Source organism: Ruegeria sp. N8, assembly GCF_056531325.1.
Window position 1 is genome coordinate 66,857 of the sequence record NZ_JBQFLQ010000008.1, and the last position, 21,704, is coordinate 88,560.

The window sequence follows — 21,704 nt, forward strand, 5'->3', positions numbered from 1 at the left end:
CCCTCTTGCGTCCGTGGTTTCGGCACAGTATGGGCTCGGCCCATGAGCACCGAGATCCCCCAACGCCCCCGCCGGAACTTTTATGGCCGCTTCAAAGGCAAAACCCTGAAGCAAAGCCAGAAGACCTATCTAAGCGAAGACCTTGATGCGCTGTCCCCGGGTGCGGTCGATTGGGAGAGCAACCCTGAACGCAAGCCGCTCGACTTGCAGGAGCTGTTTGACGGTCGCGACGTCTGGCTTGAGGTCGGCTTTGGTGGTGGTGAGCACCTGGTGCATCAGGCTGCGCGCAATCCTGACATCGGCATAATTGGGGCCGAACCTTACATTAACGGCGTCGCCATGTTGTTGGGCAAAATCCGGCAGGCGGGGATTGAAAACCTTGCCGTCTATCCCGGCGATGCGCGCGATCTGTTTGACGTGCTGCCTCAGGCCAGCATCTCGCGCGCGTTCCTGCTCTATCCCGATCCGTGGCCCAAGACGCGGCACCATCGCCGCCGCTTTGTGACCCCGGAGCACCTGGAGCCGTTGGCGCGGGCGCTGAAACCGGGTTCGATCTTTCGCGTGGCGACGGACATTCCCGACTATGTCCGCCAAACGCTCGAGGAAGTGCCGCGCGCGGGGTTCGAATGGCTGGCGGAGCGCCCCTCCGATTGGCGCGAACCGTGGGACGACTGGATTTCCACCCGCTATGAACAGAAAGCTCTGCGCGAAGGGCGCACGCCGCACTACCTGACCTTCCGCCGCAAGGGCTGATTGCCGCTGGACCATCTGGCCCCAATTCGCTAATCGGCTAAGGCACTGATAGCGAAAACAGGAGCCCCCATGTCCGGACACGGCACGCCCATCCCGATGACCTCGCATCCCTGCGGTCCGCTGACCGGAACGGCAGAGGTGCCCGGCGACAAGTCGATCTCGCACCGGTCGCTGATTTTGGGCGCGATGGCGGTGGGTGAGACGAAGATTTCCGGCCTGCTGGAAGGTGAGGATGTTCTGGATACCGCCAAGGCCATGCGCGCCTTTGGGGCTGAGGTTACGGATCATGGTGGCGGTGAATGGACCGTGCATGGCGTGGGCGTTGGCGGCTTTGCCGAGCCGGATCAGGTGATTGATTGCGGCAATTCGGGCACGGGTGTGCGGCTGATCATGGGCGCGATGGCGACCTGCCCGATCTCAGCCACGTTTACCGGCGATGCCAGCCTGAACAAACGCCCCATGGCGCGGGTGACGGACCCGCTGGCGCTATTTGGGGCGCAATCGGTTGGCCGCTCGGGCGGGCGTTTACCGATGACCATCGTGGGCGCGGCAGAACCCGTGCCGGTGCGCTATGAGGTTCCCGTTCCGTCGGCGCAGGTGAAATCCGCTGTGCTGTTGGCCGGTCTAAACGCACCGGGCAAAACCGTGGTGATCGAAAAAGAGGCCACCCGCGACCATTCCGAACGGATGCTGGCCGGGTTCGGCGCAGAGATCACCGTTGAGGATACCGATGAGGGCCGGGTTATCACTCTGACCGGTCGCCCCGAGTTGAAACCGCAGGTTATTGCCGTGCCGCGTGACCCGTCCAGCGCGGCCTTTCCGGTTTGCGCGGCGCTGATCACGCCGGGTTCGGATGTGCTGGTGCCGGGCATTGGCCTGAACCCGACCCGCGCGGGGCTGTTTACCACGCTGCGCGAGATGGGTGCGGACCTGACTTATGAGAATGAGCGCGAAGAGGGTGGCGAGCCGGTCGCTGACCTGCGCGCGAAATACTCGCCCAACATGAAGGGCATCAACGTGCCGCCGGAACGCGCAGCCTCGATGATTGACGAATACCCGGTGCTGTCTGTGGTTGCGGCCAATGCCACGGGCACCACGATGATGGGCGGGGTGAAAGAGCTGCGCGTCAAGGAAAGCGACCGGATCGACGCCATGGCCCGGGGGTTGCGTGCCAATGGCGTGACCGTGGATGAGGGCGAGGATTGGTGGTCGATTGACGGTCTGGGCATCGGCAATGTCCCCGGCAGCGGCACCTGCGAGAGCTTTCTGGATCACCGCATCGCCATGTCGTTCATGGTGATGGGAATGGGAGCGAAATCGCCGGTCTCGGTTGATGATGGCGGCCCGATTGCGACTTCGTTCCCGATTTTTGAACCGCTGATGGCTGCGCTGGGCGCCAAGGTCGTACGCACATGAGCTTTACGGTCGCCATAGACGGCCCTGCAGCTGCTGGGAAGGGCACGATCTCGAAAGGGGTTGCGGCACATTTCGGCTTTGCGCATCTGGACACCGGGCTTTTGTACCGCGCGGTGGGGCGGCGGACGCTGGAAGGGATGGAGCCCATCGCGGCGGCCGAGGCCCTGACCGCCGAGGAGTTGCAGCAGGGCGATCTGCGCACGGCCGAGATCGCTCAGGCCGCGTCGAAAGTGGCGGTGATCCCCGAGGTTCGCGCGGCTTTGGTCGATTTCCAGCGCGCCTTTGCCCGACGGGATAGCGGCGCAGTGCTGGACGGGCGTGACATCGGAACCGTGATCTGCCCCGAGGCCGAGGCCAAGCTGTTCGTCACCGCCAGCGCCGAGGTGCGTGCTGAACGGCGGTATCTGGAACTGAGCGCCAAGGGCGACGATGTGACCCGTGAACAGGTCCTTGCTGATGTGCGCGAGCGCGATGCCCGCGATGCCGAGCGGAGTACAGCCCCGATGAAACCGGCTGAGGATGCCGTTTTGCTGGATACTTCGGACCTCAGCGTCGAGGAGGCCCTGGCACAGGCCATTACGCTGATCGCAGAACGCAAGCCCGCGACGCCGTAGCGCCGCGGGTGATCGCTGCGAGGTGTCGGGATTACAACTCGCCGACTGCGATGCTTTTGATTTTCGACCACTGACCATCGGCTGTTTTTGCCGTGCCGGGGACGTCTTTCAGGAAGGCGGCGCGGGTTTCTGCATTCAGGAACAGGTACAGCTTGCCATCTGCAATAAGGTACTGATCCGGGTCGCCATCAAATTTCTTCCCGACCGACACACCGAACGAGCAGAAACCGCCATGTTGGGGCAGATACGCCGCCGGGTTGGCCTCGAACGCGGCGAGGTTATCCGCCGAGGTGAAATAGTACGATGCGCCATCATAAGTCGCCGAGTGGTTGGCAAAGCCTTCCACCGGATTGCCATTTGTCACCAGCGCCACCAGGTCGACACCATGAGCGGCCAGTGGAGCGCCCGCTGCTGAAATGCCGTTCGAGACGTTGATTTCGTCTGCTGCAAAGGCCGGTGCAGCAACCAAGGGCAGGGCGGCGATCAGGGTGGTCAGGATCAGAGATTTCATTGCGTTTCCTTACGTGCTTTGGGCTCAGAGCGGTCGGGGTATCCGTCGCTGAAACAAATCTAACAACGCTCAACCGAACGAACTATGACAGAAAGGACTTACAGTTTTGCAGATCGTTCAAAATTGCGGCGCTTCTCGGTGATGCCTTCACTAAGCTTTGTTTGGTCACGTGACCTGCTGCCTTTTATGCTGACACTGAAACCAGCGGGAGCCTCGCCATGATCCGACTAGCCTTTTTCATGATATTTCTGGCCACAGGTCTGGCTGCTCAAGAGGCGCAAGAGACCCCGGTACTGGAACCTCCCATGACCTATGAACGGCTGGGTAAAATTCTGTTTGCATTGGATCCCGAGGCACTGCCGCAAGGTCCGGGTTTTCAACTAACATTGGGCGACGTCCCGGTTTTTGTTGTTACTGATATCAACGCCGACCGGATGCGGGCCATGGTGGCGATTGTCAGTGCGGACGATCTGTCGCCAGCGGATCTGCAGCGCGTGATGCAAGCGAATTTCGACAGTACTTTGGATGCACGCTATGCCATAGCCAATGGTACATTGTGGGCGGCCTATATCCATCCGTTGTCGGCGCTTGAGAAGGATCAGCTGATCTCGGGTCTGGCGCAGACAGTGAATATAGCCAAGACATATGGCACGCTCTATTCCGGAGGTGCGGCCGAGTTTGGGGGCGGTGACAGTCAGGGTTTGCAGCGCGCCCTCATCGAAGAGCTTTTGAAGAAGGGCGAGGAAATCTGAACGCCGATGTCGCGGTGCAGACTTCTGCTATCTGGCAACATTTCCAAAGCACCGGTCATAGGCTCTGGCTAGGTTAGGGAAAGCTGTTATAGTCCCCCAAAACAAGGGGGAGCAGAGCCTAATGAGCAAGCGTTTGAGCAAGATTACCATCGTGGGTGGTGGCACAGCGGGGTGGATGACCGCGTTGATCCTCGAGATGGTGTTTTCCCGCACATCCGCCCCCAAGGACCGCCCCCGCATCTGCCTGATCGAAAGCCCAAATATCTCGACCGTGGGTGTGGGCGAAGCAACCGTGCCGCGTATGCCGGTCACACTGCGTCAGGCAGGCATATCCGAGCGCGATTTCTTCCGCGAAACCAACGCGTCGTTCAAATTGGGTGTGAAGTTCTGCAACTGGAACAAGGACGCCAAGGGCAATCGTATCGACTATATGAACCCATTCGCGCATGGCCAGTTGCTGGAAGGGTTGGAGGCCTCGGAATATTTCCTGCGCTTCGGCAACGGGGATCGGGATTTCACTCAATCCATTGCCCCGCATGATGATCTTGCGCGGCTGTGCAAAGGTGCGCGTCCTTTGGGCGCGCCGGAGTTCGAACAACGGTTCGGCTATGCCTACCATCTGGACGCGGTGAAATTCGCCGGGATGCTGACGAAGGTTTGCACCAAACGTGGCGTCGAGCATATTCAGGATGAGGTTCAGGCGGTTGAACTGGACGAACAGGGCAATGTCAGCCACCTGATGCTTGAACGCAAAGGCCGTCATGACATCGAGATGGTCGTGGATTGCACCGGATTCCGGGGGTTGATCATCAATCAGGCTCTGGGTGAGCCGTTCATGGATTATTCGGACTATCTGCCCAATGACCGGGCCATGGCGTTGCAGGTCGAACATCCCAATCCGGAGAAGATCGAAAGCGCCACGCGCTCGACCGCGTTGGGGGCGGGTTGGACGTGGCGAGTGCCATTGTTCAATCGCGTAGGCACGGGCTATGTATATTCTTCGGCGCATCGGACGGATGATCAGGCAGCCGATGAATATCTTGAGTGGCTGGGTGACAGCGGCAAGGGTCTTACGCCACGTGTGATCCCGATGCGGGTTGGGCGAGTGCGCAATGCCTGGGTCAAGAACTGTGTGGCCATCGGCCTATCGGGCGGCTTTATTGAGCCGCTGGAAAGCACCGCGATCCATATGATCGACCACGCCATCCGTTGGTTCGCGGAACATCTGCCGACGCGTGACATCGAGCCGTCGTTGCGCGCGCGCTATAACCGGCAGATGGACAAGCTCTACAATGAGGTGCTGGAATTCATCTGTCTGCATTACCGGTTGGGCAACCGCACGGATGACCAATACTGGATCGACGCGCGGACCGAGATGAAAATCCCCGATCGTCTGGCTGAGAATCTTGAGCTTTGGCAGCACCGCCTGCCGATGGAGCATGATGTGGAGTTCGCCACCCTGTTCGACCATCGCGTTTTCCAGACGGTACTGTTGGGCAAGCAGGTCTACGACACGGGCTATGGTACAGGTATCCGTGACCGTATCCGACCGCTGAAGAAACCGATTTGGTTCCAGTGGTGGAAGGGTGCGAAGGTAGACCTTGCGCAGATACTCAAATCCATGCCGGACCACAAAACGCTGCTGCGCGATATTCGTGGCGAGCTTGAGAAACCGGCCTTCGGCAAGCCAGCCAAACCGACAGTGGCGATGCCTGGCACGAAACCGGCCCCAGTGGCGGTCCAGAACATGCCGAACTTTGCCGAGATTCAAAGTGGTGCAAAGGATCTGCAACTGTTTTGAGAAGTCTGGGCGCTTTGCGGCGCCGCGTCTTTAGCATGGAAAGGGCGGTGAATTGATCCCGCCCTTTTTGCATTTGGAGTGCTTGTCTAACCAGCATTGGAATGTAATAACATTACAAAAAATTTTGTGACGAGGTTTGCCATGCGACGAAACAAGACCGGGCGAGGCGGTCGTAATCTTTGCAGCGGTCTAAAGCGGCGGTGCGGGGTGTCTCCGATGCGAACCTATGATTCCCTGCCGCCTGAATTGCGCGGCTGGTTGGCAGCGGCATGCCTGCCGTGGAGCCCAGCCTCGGCGCTGAAGATCTGGAACCGGTCTGGCGGATCGACGGATATTGCCGGGGCGCTGTCCCGACTGGATGCCATCGAACGGTCGATGTTGCAGAAGGACGCAGGCATCTGGCACATGAAAGATAGCGGAGCAGCCAGTAACTAAGGGCTTTGCTCTTGCACATTACCTGAATTCGGCCTATACGCGCGCTGTCTGAACAAGGGCGGTCAACGTCCGGATGACGTATCTGAGCAGGGCCGGGTTACCTCGGCCCTTTGTGTTTGTGTAATCGGATGCGCACCGGGTCACGCCAGAGGACACCATGAAACAAGACCGGCGGAGACAACCGCTCGGCCAGCAAAATCGTACTGTAAAGGAAAACAACGCCACATGGCTAACGCATCCATGGAGGAATTCGAAGCCCTCCTGAACGAAAGCTTCGAAATGGACACGCCCGAAGAGGGTTCTGTTGTCAAAGGCAAGGTTCTGGCGATCGAAGCCGGCCAAGCCATCATCGACGTCGGCTACAAAATGGAAGGCCGCGTTGATCTGAAAGAATTCGCAAATCCCGGCGAAGCCCCTGAAATCGCTGTAGGCGACGAGGTAGAAGTTTACCTGCGTGCCGCAGAAAACGCCCGTGGCGAAGCCGTCATCTCGCGCGAGATGGCCCGCCGTGAAGAGGCATGGGACCGTCTGGAAAAAGCATATGCCGACGACCAGCGCGTCGAAGGTGCAATCTTTGGTCGCGTCAAAGGTGGCTTCACCGTCGATCTGGGCGGCGCAGTTGCGTTCTTGCCCGGCTCGCAGGTTGATGTTCGCCCCGTGCGCGACGCTGGCCCGCTGATGGGTCTGAAGCAGCCGTTCCAGATTCTGAAAATGGACCGTCGCCGTGGCAACATCGTTGTGTCGCGTCGCGCAATCCTGGAAGAATCGCGTGCCGAACAGCGTGCCGAAGTTATCGGCAACCTGTCCGAAGGTCAGACCGTCGAGGGTGTTGTCAAGAACATCACCGAATACGGTGCATTCGTTGACCTGGGCGGTGTTGACGGCCTGCTGCACGTCACCGACATGGCATGGCGCCGTGTGAACCACCCGTCCGAGATCCTGACGATCGGCGAAACCATCAAGGTTCAGGTCATCAAGATCAACAAAGAGACCCACCGCATCAGCCTGGGCATGAAGCAGTTGCAGGAAGATCCGTGGGATCTGGTTGCTGCGAAATACCCGCTGGGCTCGGTCCATCAGGGTCGCGTCACCAACATCACCGACTACGGCGCGTTCGTCGAGCTGGAAGCCGGTGTCGAAGGTCTGGTGCACGTATCCGAGATGTCCTGGACCAAGAAAAACGTCCATCCCGGCAAGATCGTTTCGACCAGCCAGGAAGTCGACGTCATGGTTCTGGAAATCGACGGCGCCAAGCGTCGCGTGTCTCTGGGCTTGAAGCAGACTCAGCGCAACCCGTGGGAAGTGTTTGCAGAAACGCACCCCGAGGGCACCGAGGTCGAAGGCGAAGTCAAGAACATCACCGAATTCGGTCTGTTCATTGGTCTGGAAGGCGACATCGACGGCATGGTTCACCTGTCCGACCTGTCCTGGGACGAGCGTGGCGAGGATGCGATCCAGAACTACCGCAAAGGCGACATGGTTTCGGCCGTTGTCTCGGAAGTTGATGTCGAAAAAGAGCGTATCTCGCTGTCGATCAAAGCCCTGGGCGGTGACAAGTTCGCCGAAGCCGTGGGCGGCGTGAAGCGTGGCTCGGTCATCACTGTCGAAGTCACCGCGATCGAAGATGGTGGTATCGAGGTGGAATACGAAGGCATGAAATCCTTCATCCGCCGTTCGGACCTGTCGCGTGACCGCGCCGAGCAGCGCCCCGAGCGTTTCTCGACCGGTGACAAGGTCGACGTCCGCGTCACCAACGTTGACAGCAAAACCCGCCGTCTGGGTCTGTCGATCAAGGCGCGCGAAATCGCCGAAGAGAAAGAGGCTGTAGAACAGTACGGTTCGTCGGACTCGGGCGCGTCGCTGGGCGACATCCTGGGTGCAGCGCTGAAGTCGGGCGACTAAGCCCGGACCTCAGTCCAAGCAGAATTTGCGGCCCCGCATGAGAGTGCGGGGCCGTTTTTGTTGCGAATCAACACGTTCCGATTTGCAGGCTTTATTCATCTGTGGTTCACGATTTGCAGGCCAATTCCCCGACAAGTGCAAAAATTCGCGTGAGTTTGACGTAGAATCAAGGTCGCACACACAGAGTCAACGTTCCCCCGAACCAAGTTTTTTTCTATAGTGATCAGAATAATAGACATGGTAATCCGGTCGCCTGGGAGGGTAACGCACATGATCCGTTCAGAACTGATTCAGAAAATCGCCGACGAGAACCCGCATCTCTACCAACGCGACGTCGAGCGGATCGTGAATACTGTGTTCGAAGAAGTGACGGATGCCATGGCCCGCGGGGACCGGGTGGAACTGCGCGGATTTGGCGCGTTTTCCGTCAAAAAGCGCGACGCGCGGGTTGGCCGTAACCCTCGGACAGGTGAGACTGTTCAGGTGGAAGAAAAATGTGTTCCATTTTTCAAGACAGGCAAGTTGCTAAGGGACCGTTTGAACGGTAAAGCCTAAGGCATGATGCGCTACATTCGATATGCTTTTCTGGCGACCCTCGGGATCGTCCTGATTTCGGTCTCGCTGGCCAACCGCGAAGCCGTTGAACTGACATTGATGCCTCAGGCAATTGCCGATCTGGTCGGGGTCAATTTCAGCATTTCGCTGCCGTTGTTTATTGTGGTTCTGGGCAGCATCGTGGCCGGTCTGGTCATCGGGTTCCTATGGGAATGGCTGCGCGAGCACAAGCACCGCGCGGACGCGTCGGCCAAAACCGGCGAAGTGCGCAAGCTTGAGCGTGAGGTCAAGAAGCTCAAGAAAAAGCAGAATGAAGGCAAGGACGAAGTGCTTGCCATTCTGGACGAAGCCAGCTGAGTCGATGTCCGACGTATCGGTGAAAATCTGCGGCCTGACCGCCCCTGATCACGTGCGCGCTGCGGCTGAGGTCGGAGCGCGGTATGTGGGCTTTGTCTTTTTTCCAAAATCGCCGCGACACCTAGAGATTGAGGCCGCGGCCGCGATGGCCCACCTTGTGCCTGTCGGAGTGGCCAAAGTTGCGCTGACTGTCAATGCCTCGGACGCGGAACTGGACAGGCTTGTCGCGGATGTACCGCTGGACATGTTGCAACTGCATGGCAAGGAAAGCCCCGACCGCGTGGCTGATATCCGGCAGCGTTACGGCCTGCCTGTGATGAAGGCCATAGGTGTGGCCGAGCCCGAAGATCTAATGGCGATTGATCTGTATTCTGAGGTGGCCGACCAATTGCTTATCGACGCTAAGCCGCCTCGCAACGCCGAATTGCCCGGCGGGAACGGTCTGGCCTTTGACTGGCGCCTGCTGGCTGGGCGCAAATACTGGCGGCGTCCGTGGATGTTGGCGGGTGGCCTGACCCCTGACAACGTGGCCGAGGCTGTCCGCATGACCGGGGCACAACAGGTCGATGTATCCTCGGGGGTCGAAAGCGCGCCGGGGGTCAAGGATGCTGGTCTGATCCGCGCATTTGTTGACGCAGCAAGCTGATACGTTTTGCCATGGCAAATCCCGCCGCTACCTCCTATGAACAACGGGAATGACGAGGGAGACACCCATGGCCAACGATCTTTTCAATTCCTTCATGTCCGGCCCGGATGAGCAGGGCCGTTTTGGCATCTTCGGCGGACGGTTTGTCAGCGAGACCCTGATGCCGTTGATCCTGTCGCTGGAAGAGGAATACGAGAAGGCCAAAGACGATTCGACCTTCTGGGCCGAGATGGATGATCTGTGGGCGAACTATGTGGGTCGTCCCTCGCCGCTGTATTTCGCGGAACGCCTGACCGAACACTTGGGCGGCGCGAAGATCTACCTCAAGCGCGACGAGCTGAACCACACCGGCGCGCACAAGATCAACAACGTGCTGGGCCAAATCATTCTGGCGCGCCGTATGGGCAAGACCCGGATCATCGCCGAAACCGGCGCAGGGCAGCACGGCGTGGCCACCGCCACGGTCTGCGCCAAGTTCGGCTTGAAGTGCATCGTCTATATGGGTGCCCATGACGTGCAGCGTCAGGCCCCCAACGTGTTCCGTATGCGCCTGCTGGGGGCCGAGGTGATTCCGGTCACGTCCGGTCGTGGCACGCTGAAAGACGCGATGAATGACGCGCTGCGCGATTGGGTGACGAATGTGCGCGACACGTTTTACTGTATTGGCACCGTAGCCGGTCCACACCCGTACCCTGCAATGGTCCGCGATTTCCAGTCGATTATCGGCAAGGAAGCCAAGGAACAGATGTTGAAGGCCGAAGGCCGTCTGCCCGACACGATCATTGCCGCCATCGGTGGCGGATCGAACGCGATGGGCCTGTTCTACCCGTTCCTTGACGACAAATCGGTCAATATCATCGGGGTCGAGGCCGGGGGCAAAGGTGTAAACGAGAAGATGGAGCATTGCGCCTCGCTGACCGGCGGTCGTCCTGGCGTGCTGCATGGCAACCGCACCTATCTGCTGCAAGATGATGACGGTCAGATTCTGGAAGGCTACTCGATTTCGGCCGGTCTGGACTATCCCGGTATCGGGCCGGAACATTCGTGGCTGAACGATATTGGCCGCGCGAACTATGTCTCGATCACCGACAAAGAAGCACTCGAGGCGTTCCAGCTCTGCTGCGCTACCGAAGGGATTATCCCGGCGCTGGAACCCAGCCACGCGCTGGCCCACGTGATGAAAATTGCGCCCGACCTGCCCAAGGATCATCTGATTTGTATGAACATGTGCGGGCGGGGCGACAAGGATGTGCAGACCGTGGCCAAGTATCTGAACTTCGATATGTCGGATACCGAAGGGCGTACGGCGGGCTAAGCGCCATAGCATTAAACGTTTGGAGCCGGCCCCAAAACAGGGCCGGTTTTTTTGACCGCGCCCACAAGAGGGCCCGCGCGGCGGTCTGTTGACGTCGCAAACCAGAGGTTCAGTCAGGTATCAATCATCTGCAGCCGCGTGGTCGCGCAGGATATCCAACGGCACCACCTCTAAGGCGCGTTGGTGTGTGGCCTCAAGGTGTACCATGGGCGCGCAGCCTTCGTCATGCGCTTGCAGGAACCGCCCGGCGCACAGGCACCAACTATCCCCGGGTTTGAGGCCGGGAAAGTCGAACTCTGGTCGAGGGGTGCTCAGGTCGTTGCCGACATATTTGGAAAAAGCCAGAAATTCGGCCGTCATCACTGCGCAGACGGTGTGGCTGCCCTGATCCTCGGGGCAGGTGTTGCAAGCGCCGTCGCGAAAGAACCCGGTCAGCGGATCGCGGGAACAGGGCGCAAGCACGCCGCCCAGTACATTTATGCTGTCCTGTTTCTGCATAATCCGACTTTACAGGCTTTGCGCGATGCTGCGGAACATTTCTACATTGGCCTCATTCACCCCGTCATCGCGGAATTTACGGTCCGCGCCGGTTGTTACGATCAGAACGCCCCGAGGCTGATCGAAATAGATATATTGGCCATAGACGCCGCGCGCCAGAAACTCACCCTCATGCGCGCCGATGGGGATCCACCACTGATAGCCATACCCGATCTTGCCCGCCTGTGTTGGGGCGCTAGGCAGAACGGATTCGGCGATCCAGTCGGCAGGGACCAGTTGCTGCCCCCCATAGGTGCCATTTTGTAGGATCATCTGCCCAAAGCGGGCGAAATCACGGGTGGTAAAGTTCAGCCCGCCCAACACAAAGGCCACTCCGGCACCGTCCGCCACATAGTAACCATCCTGTTCCAGACCTAGCGGCTGAACGATCTTTTCGGTCAACAGATCCGAGACGCTGCGCCCGGTCGCCCCTCGGATCACCATGCCAATGACATGTGTGTCGATGGACACGTATTGCCATTGCGCGCCGGGTTCTACGAAAGTGTCCTGCAACGAGGCCGCGAAATCGTCCAACTCACCACCCAAGGCCACCACGCGACCCATCCGATTGATATCGGAGTTCGGGTCGAAATAGTCTTCGTTAAAGGTGACGCCGCTTGTCATGTTCAGCACGTTGCGGACCGTTGCGCCATCATAGGCCGTTCCCGCCAGCTTGGGCGCATATTGCACCACCGGATCGTCCAGCGACCCGATCGCGCCTTCGGCCAGCAGGATGCCGAACAGGGCCGATAGATAGCTTTTCGCAACCGACCACGAAATCCGGTGATCGTCGGGACCGGTGCCCAGGTAATATTCCTCAAACCGGATTTCGCCATCCTGCATCACCAGCAGGGACGTCACCGCCCGGTCCTCGATCCATTGATCGGTGCCCTCGGGCAGGTCGAATCCAGCGCCATAGGGCAATTCGCTGGTTGGGCCGTTACCACGGGGCAGGGCGACCGTTAGAAACGCCTCATCCATATGAGAGAAATTGTGGACGATCTTTTCTTCTGCAAACAAAGAGTTCACGGCCATGAGCCGCTGAATTTCTTCGCGCTTCCAGACCCCGACAACGATTGCGGCTAGCGCCAGCATCAAGGCGACGCGCAACATCCACTTCAGCAGTGATCTCATATGTCTCCTCCCATAGACGTGCCGCATTGGACCGCGTGCGGCAGCCATCTGCAATCAGGACGTTACGGCAAGAGCTAAGGGGCTATTTGAACTTATCCAGCAGTTTCTGCATCGCCGAGCGGTCATCAACCTGTGGTTCCGGCTTTGGTTGGGGCGCAGGTTTTTGCGCTTTGTCTGCAGTTTTCGACGATCGCGGCGGCGCGGTGCGCATGGCAACCGCGTTCATGAACTTGCCACCGTCACCATCGGCCAGATGCCCTGCACCATCCGAGACACCGCGTAGCACATCATCCAACCAGTCGGTATCAGCCTTGGCGAAGTCGCCCAGAACATAGGGCGAGACCATCTCTTTCCGCCCTGGATGCCCGATCCCAAGGCGCACACGGTCATAGGCCGAGCTGATATGTTCGTGGATTGACCGCAGTCCATTGTGCCCCGCATGCCCGCCGCCTGCCTTGACGCGCACTTTGCCAGGGGCAAGGTCCAACTCGTCATGGAAAACGGTCACGTCGGTTGAGTCCAGCTTGTAGAACCGCATCGCCTCGCCCACGGACTGGCCCGAGCGGTTCATGAAGGTTTGCGGCTTGATCAGCAAAACCTTTTCTCGGCCAAGACGACCTTCGGCAATCTCGGCCTGAAACTTGGATTTCCAGGGACCGAAATTGTGATCTTCGGCAATCCGGTCCACGGCCATAAAGCCGATATTGTGCCGGTTGCGAGCATATTTCGATCCGGGGTTCCCCAATCCGACAAACAGTTTCATAGGCGCGCCCTTGTCTGATGCTACAGGTTGATGCCACGGTTTGCCCCCTGCTTTCCAGCCCACAGGGCAAAAGAAAACGGGGCCTGAATCAGGCCCCGCTTCAAACTCCAAACACCGGGTCTTGGTTTATTCTTCGGCTGCGTCCTGGCCGACGACTTCAACCTCATCCGCGGCCACTTCTTCGCCTTCCTCATCATCGCTGGACGACAGGCCGGTCGGGGCCGAGATGTTGGCGATCACGAAGTCACGGTCAATGGTCGGCTTGGTGCCTGCGGGCAGGTCAACTGACGAGATGGTGACAACGTCGTTGATGTTCAGACCGGTCAGATCAATGGTGATCTTCTCAGGAATGTCACCAGCGGTGCAGACCAGCTCAACCTCGGGACGGACAACCGTCAGAACGCCGCCCTTCTTGATGCCGGGCGCTTCGTCTTCGTTGACGAATTCAACGGGGATGAACAGCGCGATCTTGGTGGTCCGACGCAGACGCATCAGGTCCAGGTGGGTCGGCAGGTCTTTGACAACGTCACGCTGAACGTCGCGGCAGATGACGCGAACGTCTTCGTGGCCTTCAACCTTCAGGTTCCATAGGGTCGACTTGAAGCGGCCTGCTTTCAGGCGCTTGAACAGAACGTTAAACGGGATGTTGATCGGCAGCGGCTCTTTGTCGCCACCAAAAACAATGCCCGGAACCATGCCGTCGCGGCGTGCTTGACGAGCGGCGCCCTTGCCTGTCCCCGTCCGTTCCAGAGCTACGAGATCAGGAATCTCACCAGCCATGATATATCTCCAAATGTTAGGGCGGGCATCCTCCAAGGCTGTATGCCCGCGTGAAGCCGCGTCCTTAGCTTGATTCATTGGATTTGGAAAGGGCTTTTTCGAGCCATCGTTTTTTTGCGAGGCTCTGCCTCGCGCTCCGGGATATTTGGGGCCAGATGAAGAGCGGATCCAGACTTCATCTGGCTGAAAATATCCCGGGGGAGGCGCCCGGAACGGGCGGCGGGGGCAGAGCCCCCTGACCCAGTGATCACTTTTGCCAACGGCCCCCGAAATCTTCGGGCACCAACAGGTTGTGCGCCCCGACGTCCCCGAGATTGCGTTCACCGCACAGCGCCATTGTTGTGTCGAGTTCCTTGTGGATCACCTCCAGCGCGGTGGTGACACCTTTTTGTCCCATCGCTCCCAGACCATAGACAAAGGCGCGGCCAATATAGGTGCCTTGCGCACCCAAGGCGACGGCTTTCAAGACGTCCTGGCCCGAGCGTATGCCGCTGTCCAGATGGACTTCAACATCACTGCCTACGGCGTCCATGATTTCGGGCAGTACCCGGATTGAACTGAGCGCGCCGTCCAGTTGGCGACCGCCGTGGTTTGAGACAACAATCGCATCCGCCCCCAGTTTGGCGGCCATCTTTGCGTCTTCGGCGTCCAAAATGCCCTTGAGGATCACCTTGCCGCCCCATTGCTCCATCAGCTTTTCGACCTTGTTCCAGTCGAGGCTGGGGTCGAACTGCTCGGCCGTCCACGCGCCAAGGGACGAAGCATCCGATATCCCTTCGACATGGCCGACGATGTTGCCGAATTCGCGGCGCTTGGCGCCCAGCATCTCAATCCCCCAGGACCATTTGGTCATGAGGTTTGCGATGGTTTTGGGCGTCAGCTTTGGTGGTGCAGACAGGCCGTTCTTGAGGTCTTTGTGCCGTTGGCCTAGGATTTGTAGATCCAGTGTAATGACCAACGCGGAACACTTGGCGTCCTTGGCTCGTCGAATGAGGCGGCTGACATAGTCCTGATCTTTCATCGTATAGAGCTGAAACCAGAACGGTTTGGTCGTGTGCTCTGCCACGTCTTCGATCGAGTTGATCGACATGGTGGACAGGGTGAAGGGCACGCCGAACTCCTCGGCGGCTTTGGCGGCCTTGATCTCTCCGTCCGCGTGTTGCATGCCCGTCAGACCGACCGGGGCCAAGGCGACCGGCATTGACACGTCCTGACCAATCATCTGCGATGCGGTTGAACGCCCTGACATATCGACGGCAACCCTTTGCCGTAGGCGGATGTCATCGAAATCCGAGCTGTTGTCGCGGAAGGTCTGCTCGGTCCAGCTGCCGCTTTCCGCATAGTCATAGAACATACGCGGGACACGCCGCTCATAGATGCGTTTGAGGTCTTCTATGTTGGTGATGACGGGCATGAAGCAGGCTTTCGTAGGATTGGTTCACTTTGTTTACCAATCTTTATGCCGCGTCGCAATGTAAGGTTTGAGCAGGATTTTAGTGCGCTAACACAAAACCGCGACTGGGGCTTCCAGGCGCGGTTCATGGTCTTGATGTCGAGCAGGGCAGGGTCAGGCGGAGTGTGCGCCGTCAGATAGGGATTTTACGAAATCCAGAACCTCGGCCACCGGTTTGCCAGCCGCGATTTGGCTGACAATGGCGGATCCCACTACGGCCCCGTCAGCAACGCTTGCAATGGCCTGCGATTTCTCGGGCGTGTTGATGCCAAAGCCGACGATGACGGGCAGGTCTGTGGCGGATTTGATGCGGGCCACTTCTGGGCCGACATTGGTGGCCTCGGCCTCGGCTGCGCCGGTGATACCGGTGATTGAGACATAGTACACAAAGCCGGACGTGTTTTGCAAAACGCGCGGCAGGCGCTTGTCGTCGGTCGTAGGGGTCGCAAGGCGGATGAAGTTCAGGCCTGCAGCCTGCGCAGGCAGGCAGAGTTCATCGTCTTCTTCGGGCGGCAGGTCCACCACGATCAGCCCGTCGATGCCAGCTGCTTTGGCATCGGCCAGAAAGGTATCTACCCCACGGCTGTAGATCGGGTTGTAATATCCCATCAGAACAATCGGCGTCGTGTCATCCGTTTCGCGGAATGCACCGGCCAGGTCCAACGTGCGCTGCAAGGTCATCCCACCGTCCAGGGCACGCTGACCTGCGGCCTGGATGGTCGGACCATCCGCCATAGGATCGGTGAAAGGCAGGCCAAGCTCGATCACGTCCACACCGGCCCCCGGCAATCCTTTGACGATCTCAAGCGAGGTGTCAAAGTCGGGATCACCAGCCATGATATAGGCAACGAAAGCCTTTTTACTCTCGGCCTTGAGAGCGGCGAACTTGGCGTCGATACGGGTCATCTGCGGTCCTTGCATTCAGGTTTGAACCTGATGTGCAGAAACTTTCGCCGGAAATCAATCCCGACCGCTCAGATTGGCCTAGAACCCGTAGTGATACCGCAGGAACAGTGCGTTGACGCCGGGGTTGAAGCTTTCTGTGCTGGCGTTCGACTTGTGAGTGACGGCCAGCGAAATGGCGTTGCCGCTGTCCAAAGTATAGCCAACACCCAGAAGGCTGCGAATCTGAAAGCCACCACCCAAGTCATTGTCGCCGTTAGAGGCGTTAAAGTAGCCTGGCATCACACTTAACTCAGCGAACCAGCGATCCGAGAGGGAATAGATGCCCACCAAACCTGCGCCGATATGCGTGTCACCGTCGGTGTCGACAGTCAGGGCTGCACCCAAACCAGCGCTGAAACGCGTTGCTTCGTGAAACGGGCGATGCTGGTATTCTAGCGAAAAGACGCCCTGATCGTCGCCGTTGCCGTTAGAAAAATCCGCAAAACCCGCGCCAAAGATGACAGATTGGGCCTGTACCGAGGTTGCAGCCACGAGCAAGGCGACAGAAGTAAGTAACGCTTTCATTGGGTTCTTCGTCAATTAATTGTGTGTGAATTCCTAATTGGGGACCATGACCCGCGCGGTTCAACTCACGCAAGTACAAATACCGTAACGGTTTAGTGAAGCTGCGGTGGCCATCTGCCGGTTGCACCGCTTGGGTTGCGCATTTTCCACAACCCGCCTAGAAGACGCCGTCACATCGCTTCAGGAGGCCGCAATGGGCTTTAAAATGGGAATCGTGGGTCTGCCGAATGTGGGCAAGTCGACCTTGTTCAACGCGCTGACCAAGACTGCCGCGGCGCAAGCGGCGAATTTCCCGTTCTGCACCATCGAGCCGAATGTGGGCGACGTGGCCGTGCCGGACGAGCGTTTGGACAAGCTGGCGGCAATTGCGTTCTCGAAGCAAATCATCCCGACGCGCATGACCTTCGTGGACATCGCTGGTCTGGTGAAGGGGGCGTCAAAGGGCGAGGGGCTGGGCAATCAGTTTCTGGCCAATATCCGTGAAACCGACGCGATCGCCCATGTGTTGCGCTGTTTCGAAGATGGCGATGTGACCCATGTGGATGGCCGTGTCGACCCGGTGGCTGATGCTGACACGATCGAGACCGAACTGATGCTGGCCGATCTGGAAAGCATCGAAAAGCGCCGCGCCAATCTGGTGCGCAAGCTGAAGGGCAACGACAAAGAGGCGCAGCAACAAGACCGCCTGCTGGCCGAAGCGCAGGCTATGCTGGAAAGCGGTAAACCCGCGCGGTTGGTTGAGGTTACGGCCGAGGACGCCAAGGCGTGGAAGATGCTGCAACTGCTGACCACCAAACCGGTTCTGTATGTCTGCAACGTGTCCGAAGAAGAGGCCGCCGAGGGCAATGAATATTCCGCCAAGGTCGCTGAAATGGCTGCCGCGCAGGGCAATTCTCACGTCATCATCAGCGCCAAGATCGAAGAAGAGATTAGCCTGCTGGAAGCAGACGAAGCCGAGATGTTTCTGACCGAGATGGGTTTGGAAGAACCCGGCCTCGACCGTCTGATCCGCGCCGGTTACGACCTGCTCAAGCTGGAAACCTATTTCACCGTCGGCCCGAAAGAGGCCCGAGCCTGGACCATCCGCACCGGCACCGCGGCACCGCAGGCGGCTGGCGTGATCCATGGTGATTTCGAAAAGGGCTTCATTCGGGCCGAGACCATCGCCTATGACGACTACATCGCCGCTAATGGCGAGCAAGGAGCCAAGGAGGCAGGCAAGATGCGCGCCGAGGGCAAGGGCTACATCGTCAAGGACGGCGATGTGATGCACTTTTTGTTTAACAACTGAGCCCGTCTGGCAAACGTCTGTATCAGAGCTTTTCGTTCAGGCTGCAATGGCTGATCAGCCACCCGCCGTCAGGTTGCCGGTACAAAACGTTAAGGGATGTCCCGTAACCGGTCGTCCCTTCACTAAAGTGGACAAGGCACCAGCCGATTTGACCGTCGATGCCGGCCTGAACAACCGTAACGATTTTGTCCTCGCCACCTTCCTCAACCCATTCAGAATGGGTAGCTTCTATAGCCTTTCGGCCTTTGGCTGCAGGGCCGTAGGGCGAAAATAGTTGTGCGTCATCCATAAAGAATGACGCACAACCAGTTGCATCTTTTAACCGATAGCAATCAACATACTTGTCATACAATTTCTGAAAAACTTCTACTGCGGTCATCCGAAGCCTCTCCGTGTTGCCCTTGCCGTGTATTACAGGCGAGTTTCTTGAGTAAGACAAGAATGCGTTCAAAGGTATGCTCGCCTGCAGACGGTGCTTTTCCCGCAGGTTAATACGGCTAAAGTGGTCGTCGGCCCGTTATTGGAAAACTCGAATATGATCGAAATCCGCGACCTCCAACTCCTTAGCGCCCTTGCGCGACACCAACATTTCGCCAAGGCAGCTGAGGAATGCGGGATATCGCAGCCCGCGTTCTCGATGCGCATCCGCAATCTTGAGGACCGGTTGGGTGTCTCGATCGTCCGTCGTGCCAACCGGTTTCAGGGCCTCACCGAAGAGGGCGAGATGATGGTTCGTCGGGCACGGCGGATATTGGATGATTCCAAGGCGCTGGAGCAACAAGTGCTGGCCGCGCGGGGAGAGATTACGGGCACGTTGATCCTAGGGGTCATTCCGACGGCGATCGCTTTCACCGGGCGGCTGATCAAGCGTTTGCAGCAGGCGCATCCGCGCATCCTGTCGCGGATTGAGACCATGTCGGCCAGCGCCATTCAGCACCGGCTGGATGAGGGAAGTCTAGACGCGGGCATCACCTATGGCGACAGTATCGGCACCGATCTGCGGCAGGTTCAGCCTCTTTACGAGGAAACCTATGTGCTGCTTGTGCCCTCACATATGACCGAACAGACGGGTCCGATCCCATGGGCGCAGGTGGCCGAATTTCCGATCAGCCTGCTTGAGCCGCAGATGCAGAACCGCCGCATTCTGGATCGAATATTCGCCGAACAGGGCCTGCATCCGCATGTGGTGGCGGAAACCAGCGGCTTTACCGCCTCGATGGTCATGGCGCGCGAGGGGCTGGCAGCCACTGTTGTTCCGCGCGTTCTGGTGCGTGCTTTGGGCGATTTGCGGGGCACCAAGGTGCTGCCGCTGGTCGATCCTGTTGTCAGCAAACCGATTTGTCTGGCCACCCTGACCCGCGAGCCCGAATTGCCCACGGTCGAGGCTTTGCGCGCCGTCGTCGCCTCATTGCGGTGATAAGCTGTCGTTATCGTGCGATAGCGACAAGAGATTTGACGATATGCTGGTCTGATGAGACACGGGGCCTTAATCGGAGGGCATCATGGCACCATTAGACACCAAGCCATCAGGCGCACCCAAGGGCGTCTGGAAGTCAGGTAAAGGCAAGGGGCGGCACACGCCCAAAGGCCGTCAGTTCACGGATGAGGCACAGGCCGAAGTTGCGCGCCTGTTGGGCGACCGCCCGCGCCGCCGCGATCTGCTGATCGAATTCCTGCATTTGATTCAGGACGAACACGGCCATATCAGCGCCGACCACATCGCCGCCTTGGCGGTCGAGATGCGCATCGGTCAGGCCGAGATCTATGAGACCGCCACCTTTTATGCCCATTTCGATGTGGTGAAAGAGGATGAGACGCCTCCGCCCGCGCTGACGATCCGTGTCTGTGATTCCCTGTCCTGCGAAATGGCCGGTGCCCAGCAGTTGCAGAAGGCGCTGGAGGATGGTCTGGATGCGTCGGAGGTTCGCGTCGTGCGTGCGCCTTGCATGGGTCGTTGTGACACCGCGCCTGTACTTGAGATCGGTCACAACCATATCGACCACGCGACCCCCGAAAAGGTTCAGGCCGCGATTGCTGCCGATGATACGCATGCGCATCTGCCCGACTACGAAACCTTCGCGGCCTATGAGACGAACGGCGGTTACGCCAAGCTGAAAGAGCTGCGCGACATCGGTGATTGGGAGCTGGTGCAGGAAGACGTCCTGTCCTCAGGCCTGCGTGGTCTGGGCGGTGCGGGTTTCCCGTCGGGCAAGAAATGGGGCTTTGTTCGCATGAACAAAGGCACCCGCTATCTGGCCGTGAACGGCGACGAAGGCGAGCCCGGCACGTTCAAGGACCGCTACTACCTTGAGCGCACGCCGCACGTTTTCCTTGAGGGCATGCTGATCGCCGCATGGGCGGTCGAGGCCGAGACCTGCTTTATCTACATGCGCGACGAATACCCGGCGGTGCTGGAAATCCTGCACCGTGAGATTGCCGCGCTTGAGCAGGCCGGTATCGTTGCGCCCGGCTATATTGACCTGCGTCGGGGTGCTGGTGCGTACATCTGCGGTGAAGAATCCGCGATGATCGAATCCATCGAGGGCAAAAAGGGCCTGCCGCGCCACCGTCCTCCGTTCGTGGCCCAGGTCGGCGTGTTCAACCGCCCGACCTTGGTCCACAATGTCGAGACGCTGTATTGGGTGTCGAAAATCTGCCGCGAGGGCCCGCAGATTTTGAATTCAGTTGAAAAGAATGGCCGTAAGGGCCTGCGTAGCTACTCGGTCTCGGGCCGTGTCGCGAAGCCGGGTGTTTACTTGTTGCCCGCAGGCTCGACCATTCTTGACGTGATTGATGCCGCCGGTGGCATGGCGGACGGCCATGTATTCAAGGCGTATCAACCGGGCGGGCCGTCGTCAGGTCTTCTCCCCTCCCATATTGACGACGTCCCGCTCGACTTTGACACGTTGCAGCCGCTGGGCACGTTCATCGGGTCCGCTGCGGTTGTGGTTCTGTCCGATCAGGACACGGCCCGCGATGCGGCGCTGAACATGCTGCGGTTTTTCGAGGATGAAAGCTGTGGCCAATGTACGCCCTGCCGCGCAGGCTGCGAAAAGGCGGTCAAGCTGATGCAGGCCGACAAGTGGGACACCGATCTGCTCGAGGATCTGTGTCAGGTGATGGGCGACGCCTCGATCTGCGGTCTGGGGCAGGCGGCTCCGAACCCGATCCGCCTTGTCATCAAACATTTCGCTGACGAAATCTGAAGGGAGACAGTGC

23 protein-coding genes are annotated in these 21,704 nt (G+C 58.8%); 14 read left to right on the forward strand and 9 right to left on the reverse strand.

Translation table 11 applies throughout. The annotated features are described in order from the left end of the window. Positions 1 to 42 precede the first annotated feature (42 nt). The 3 genes from trmB to ACR0C5_RS15265 all read left to right on the forward strand — a co-directional run bounded on the left by trmB (position 43) and on the right by ACR0C5_RS15265 (position 2,783). Positions 43 to 753, forward strand: a complete 711-nt coding sequence (gene trmB, locus ACR0C5_RS15255) for a tRNA (guanine(46)-N(7))-methyltransferase TrmB (protein ID WP_480877684.1) — start codon at positions 43 to 45, stop codon at positions 751 to 753. 69 nt (positions 754 to 822) lie between these two features. Then, entirely contained in the window at positions 823 to 2,169 is a 1,347-nt protein-coding gene (aroA, locus tag ACR0C5_RS15260; protein ID WP_170769913.1) for a 3-phosphoshikimate 1-carboxyvinyltransferase, read from the forward strand. Next, a complete protein-coding gene (locus ACR0C5_RS15265; RefSeq protein WP_170769914.1) occupies positions 2,166 to 2,783 on the forward strand; it encodes a (d)CMP kinase in 618 nt (205 codons plus the stop codon). The genes aroA and ACR0C5_RS15265 overlap by 4 nt, the downstream gene beginning before the upstream one ends. Before the next feature lie 31 nt (positions 2,784 to 2,814). Here ACR0C5_RS15265 and ACR0C5_RS15270 read toward each other — a convergent pair whose 3' ends face one another. Beyond that, positions 2,815 to 3,294, reverse strand: coding sequence for a YHS domain-containing (seleno)protein (locus ACR0C5_RS15270; RefSeq protein WP_170769915.1), 480 nt, complete (start codon positions 3,292 to 3,294; stop codon positions 2,815 to 2,817). 218 nt (positions 3,295 to 3,512) lie between these two features. Here ACR0C5_RS15270 and ACR0C5_RS15275 point away from each other — a divergent pair, with 218 nt between their 5' ends. The 8 genes from ACR0C5_RS15275 (at position 3,513) to trpB (ending at position 11,057) form a co-directional block, all read left to right on the forward strand. Next, a complete protein-coding gene (locus ACR0C5_RS15275; RefSeq protein ID WP_170790351.1) occupies positions 3,513 to 4,046 on the forward strand; it encodes a hypothetical protein in 534 nt (177 codons plus the stop codon). A 121-nt stretch (positions 4,047 to 4,167) separates the two neighbouring features. Continuing rightward, positions 4,168 to 5,847, forward strand: a complete 1,680-nt coding sequence (locus tag ACR0C5_RS15280; protein ID WP_170769917.1) for a tryptophan halogenase family protein — start codon at positions 4,168 to 4,170, stop codon at positions 5,845 to 5,847. Between the two features lie 141 nt (positions 5,848 to 5,988). Continuing rightward, positions 5,989 to 6,282, forward strand: a complete 294-nt coding sequence (locus ACR0C5_RS15285; RefSeq protein ID WP_269149768.1) for a DUF6525 family protein — start codon at positions 5,989 to 5,991, stop codon at positions 6,280 to 6,282. Between the two features lie 225 nt (positions 6,283 to 6,507). Continuing rightward, the gene (rpsA, locus tag ACR0C5_RS15290) at positions 6,508 to 8,184 is read left to right on the forward strand and encodes a 30S ribosomal protein S1 (protein WP_170769919.1); all 1,677 of its coding nucleotides are present in this window, start codon (positions 6,508 to 6,510) and stop codon (positions 8,182 to 8,184) included. A gap of 270 nt (positions 8,185 to 8,454) precedes the next feature. Further along, a complete protein-coding gene (gene ihfB / locus ACR0C5_RS15295) occupies positions 8,455 to 8,739 on the forward strand; it encodes an integration host factor subunit beta (RefSeq protein ID WP_050603110.1) in 285 nt (94 codons plus the stop codon). Positions 8,740 to 8,745: 6 nt separating this feature from the next. Then, positions 8,746 to 9,096 (forward strand): lipopolysaccharide assembly protein LapA domain-containing protein, encoded by a 351-nt coding sequence (locus ACR0C5_RS15300; protein ID WP_170783005.1) that lies wholly within the window; start codon positions 8,746 to 8,748, stop codon positions 9,094 to 9,096. A gap of 4 nt (positions 9,097 to 9,100) precedes the next feature. Further along, a complete protein-coding gene (locus ACR0C5_RS15305) occupies positions 9,101 to 9,742 on the forward strand; it encodes a phosphoribosylanthranilate isomerase (RefSeq protein ID WP_480877688.1) in 642 nt (213 codons plus the stop codon). 67 nt (positions 9,743 to 9,809) lie between these two features. Next, positions 9,810 to 11,057, forward strand: coding sequence for a tryptophan synthase subunit beta (gene trpB / locus ACR0C5_RS15310; protein ID WP_170782916.1), 1,248 nt, complete (start codon positions 9,810 to 9,812; stop codon positions 11,055 to 11,057). Positions 11,058 to 11,177: 120 nt separating this feature from the next. Here trpB and ACR0C5_RS15315 read toward each other — a convergent pair whose 3' ends face one another. The 7 genes from ACR0C5_RS15315 to ACR0C5_RS15345 form a co-directional block, all read right to left on the reverse strand. Beyond that, complete coding sequence (locus ACR0C5_RS15315) at positions 11,178 to 11,555, reverse strand: DUF2237 family protein (RefSeq protein ID WP_480877690.1); 378 nt, start codon at positions 11,553 to 11,555, stop codon at positions 11,178 to 11,180. A gap of 9 nt (positions 11,556 to 11,564) precedes the next feature. Beyond that, positions 11,565 to 12,728 carry a serine hydrolase domain-containing protein gene (locus ACR0C5_RS15320; RefSeq protein ID WP_480877692.1) on the reverse strand — a complete coding sequence of 388 codons (1,164 nt, stop codon included), beginning with the start codon at positions 12,726 to 12,728 and terminating at the stop codon, positions 11,565 to 11,567. An 82-nt stretch (positions 12,729 to 12,810) separates the two neighbouring features. Continuing rightward, positions 12,811 to 13,491 (reverse strand): aminoacyl-tRNA hydrolase, encoded by a 681-nt coding sequence (gene pth, locus ACR0C5_RS15325; RefSeq protein WP_480877694.1) that lies wholly within the window; start codon positions 13,489 to 13,491, stop codon positions 12,811 to 12,813. A gap of 126 nt (positions 13,492 to 13,617) precedes the next feature. Then, positions 13,618 to 14,271 (reverse strand): 50S ribosomal protein L25/general stress protein Ctc, encoded by a 654-nt coding sequence (locus tag ACR0C5_RS15330; RefSeq protein WP_170769925.1) that lies wholly within the window; start codon positions 14,269 to 14,271, stop codon positions 13,618 to 13,620. A 247-nt stretch (positions 14,272 to 14,518) separates the two neighbouring features. Further along, positions 14,519 to 15,685, reverse strand: a complete 1,167-nt coding sequence (locus ACR0C5_RS15335) for an alpha-hydroxy acid oxidase (protein WP_480877697.1) — start codon at positions 15,683 to 15,685, stop codon at positions 14,519 to 14,521. 153 nt (positions 15,686 to 15,838) lie between these two features. Next, entirely contained in the window at positions 15,839 to 16,630 is a 792-nt protein-coding gene (gene trpA, locus ACR0C5_RS15340) for a tryptophan synthase subunit alpha (protein ID WP_480877699.1), read from the reverse strand. Between the two features lie 78 nt (positions 16,631 to 16,708). Then, complete coding sequence (locus ACR0C5_RS15345; RefSeq protein ID WP_480877701.1) at positions 16,709 to 17,194, reverse strand: acyloxyacyl hydrolase; 486 nt, start codon at positions 17,192 to 17,194, stop codon at positions 16,709 to 16,711. A gap of 193 nt (positions 17,195 to 17,387) precedes the next feature. Between ACR0C5_RS15345 and ychF the strand changes: the two genes are divergently transcribed. Further along, on the forward strand, positions 17,388 to 18,485 hold the full coding sequence (ychF, locus tag ACR0C5_RS15350; RefSeq protein ID WP_170769929.1) for a redox-regulated ATPase YchF: 1,098 nt from the start codon (positions 17,388 to 17,390) through the stop codon (positions 18,483 to 18,485). 22 nt (positions 18,486 to 18,507) lie between these two features. Here ychF and ACR0C5_RS15355 read toward each other — a convergent pair whose 3' ends face one another. After that, positions 18,508 to 18,864 (reverse strand): YybH family protein, encoded by a 357-nt coding sequence (locus ACR0C5_RS15355; protein WP_170782911.1) that lies wholly within the window; start codon positions 18,862 to 18,864, stop codon positions 18,508 to 18,510. Positions 18,865 to 19,020: 156 nt separating this feature from the next. Between ACR0C5_RS15355 and ACR0C5_RS15360 the strand changes: the two genes are divergently transcribed. Continuing rightward, positions 19,021 to 19,902, forward strand: coding sequence for a LysR family transcriptional regulator (locus ACR0C5_RS15360; protein ID WP_170769931.1), 882 nt, complete (start codon positions 19,021 to 19,023; stop codon positions 19,900 to 19,902). 85 nt (positions 19,903 to 19,987) lie between these two features. Then, a complete protein-coding gene (locus ACR0C5_RS15365; protein WP_480877704.1) occupies positions 19,988 to 21,691 on the forward strand; it encodes an NAD(P)H-dependent oxidoreductase subunit E in 1,704 nt (567 codons plus the stop codon). Positions 21,692 to 21,704: the final 13 nt, after the last annotated feature.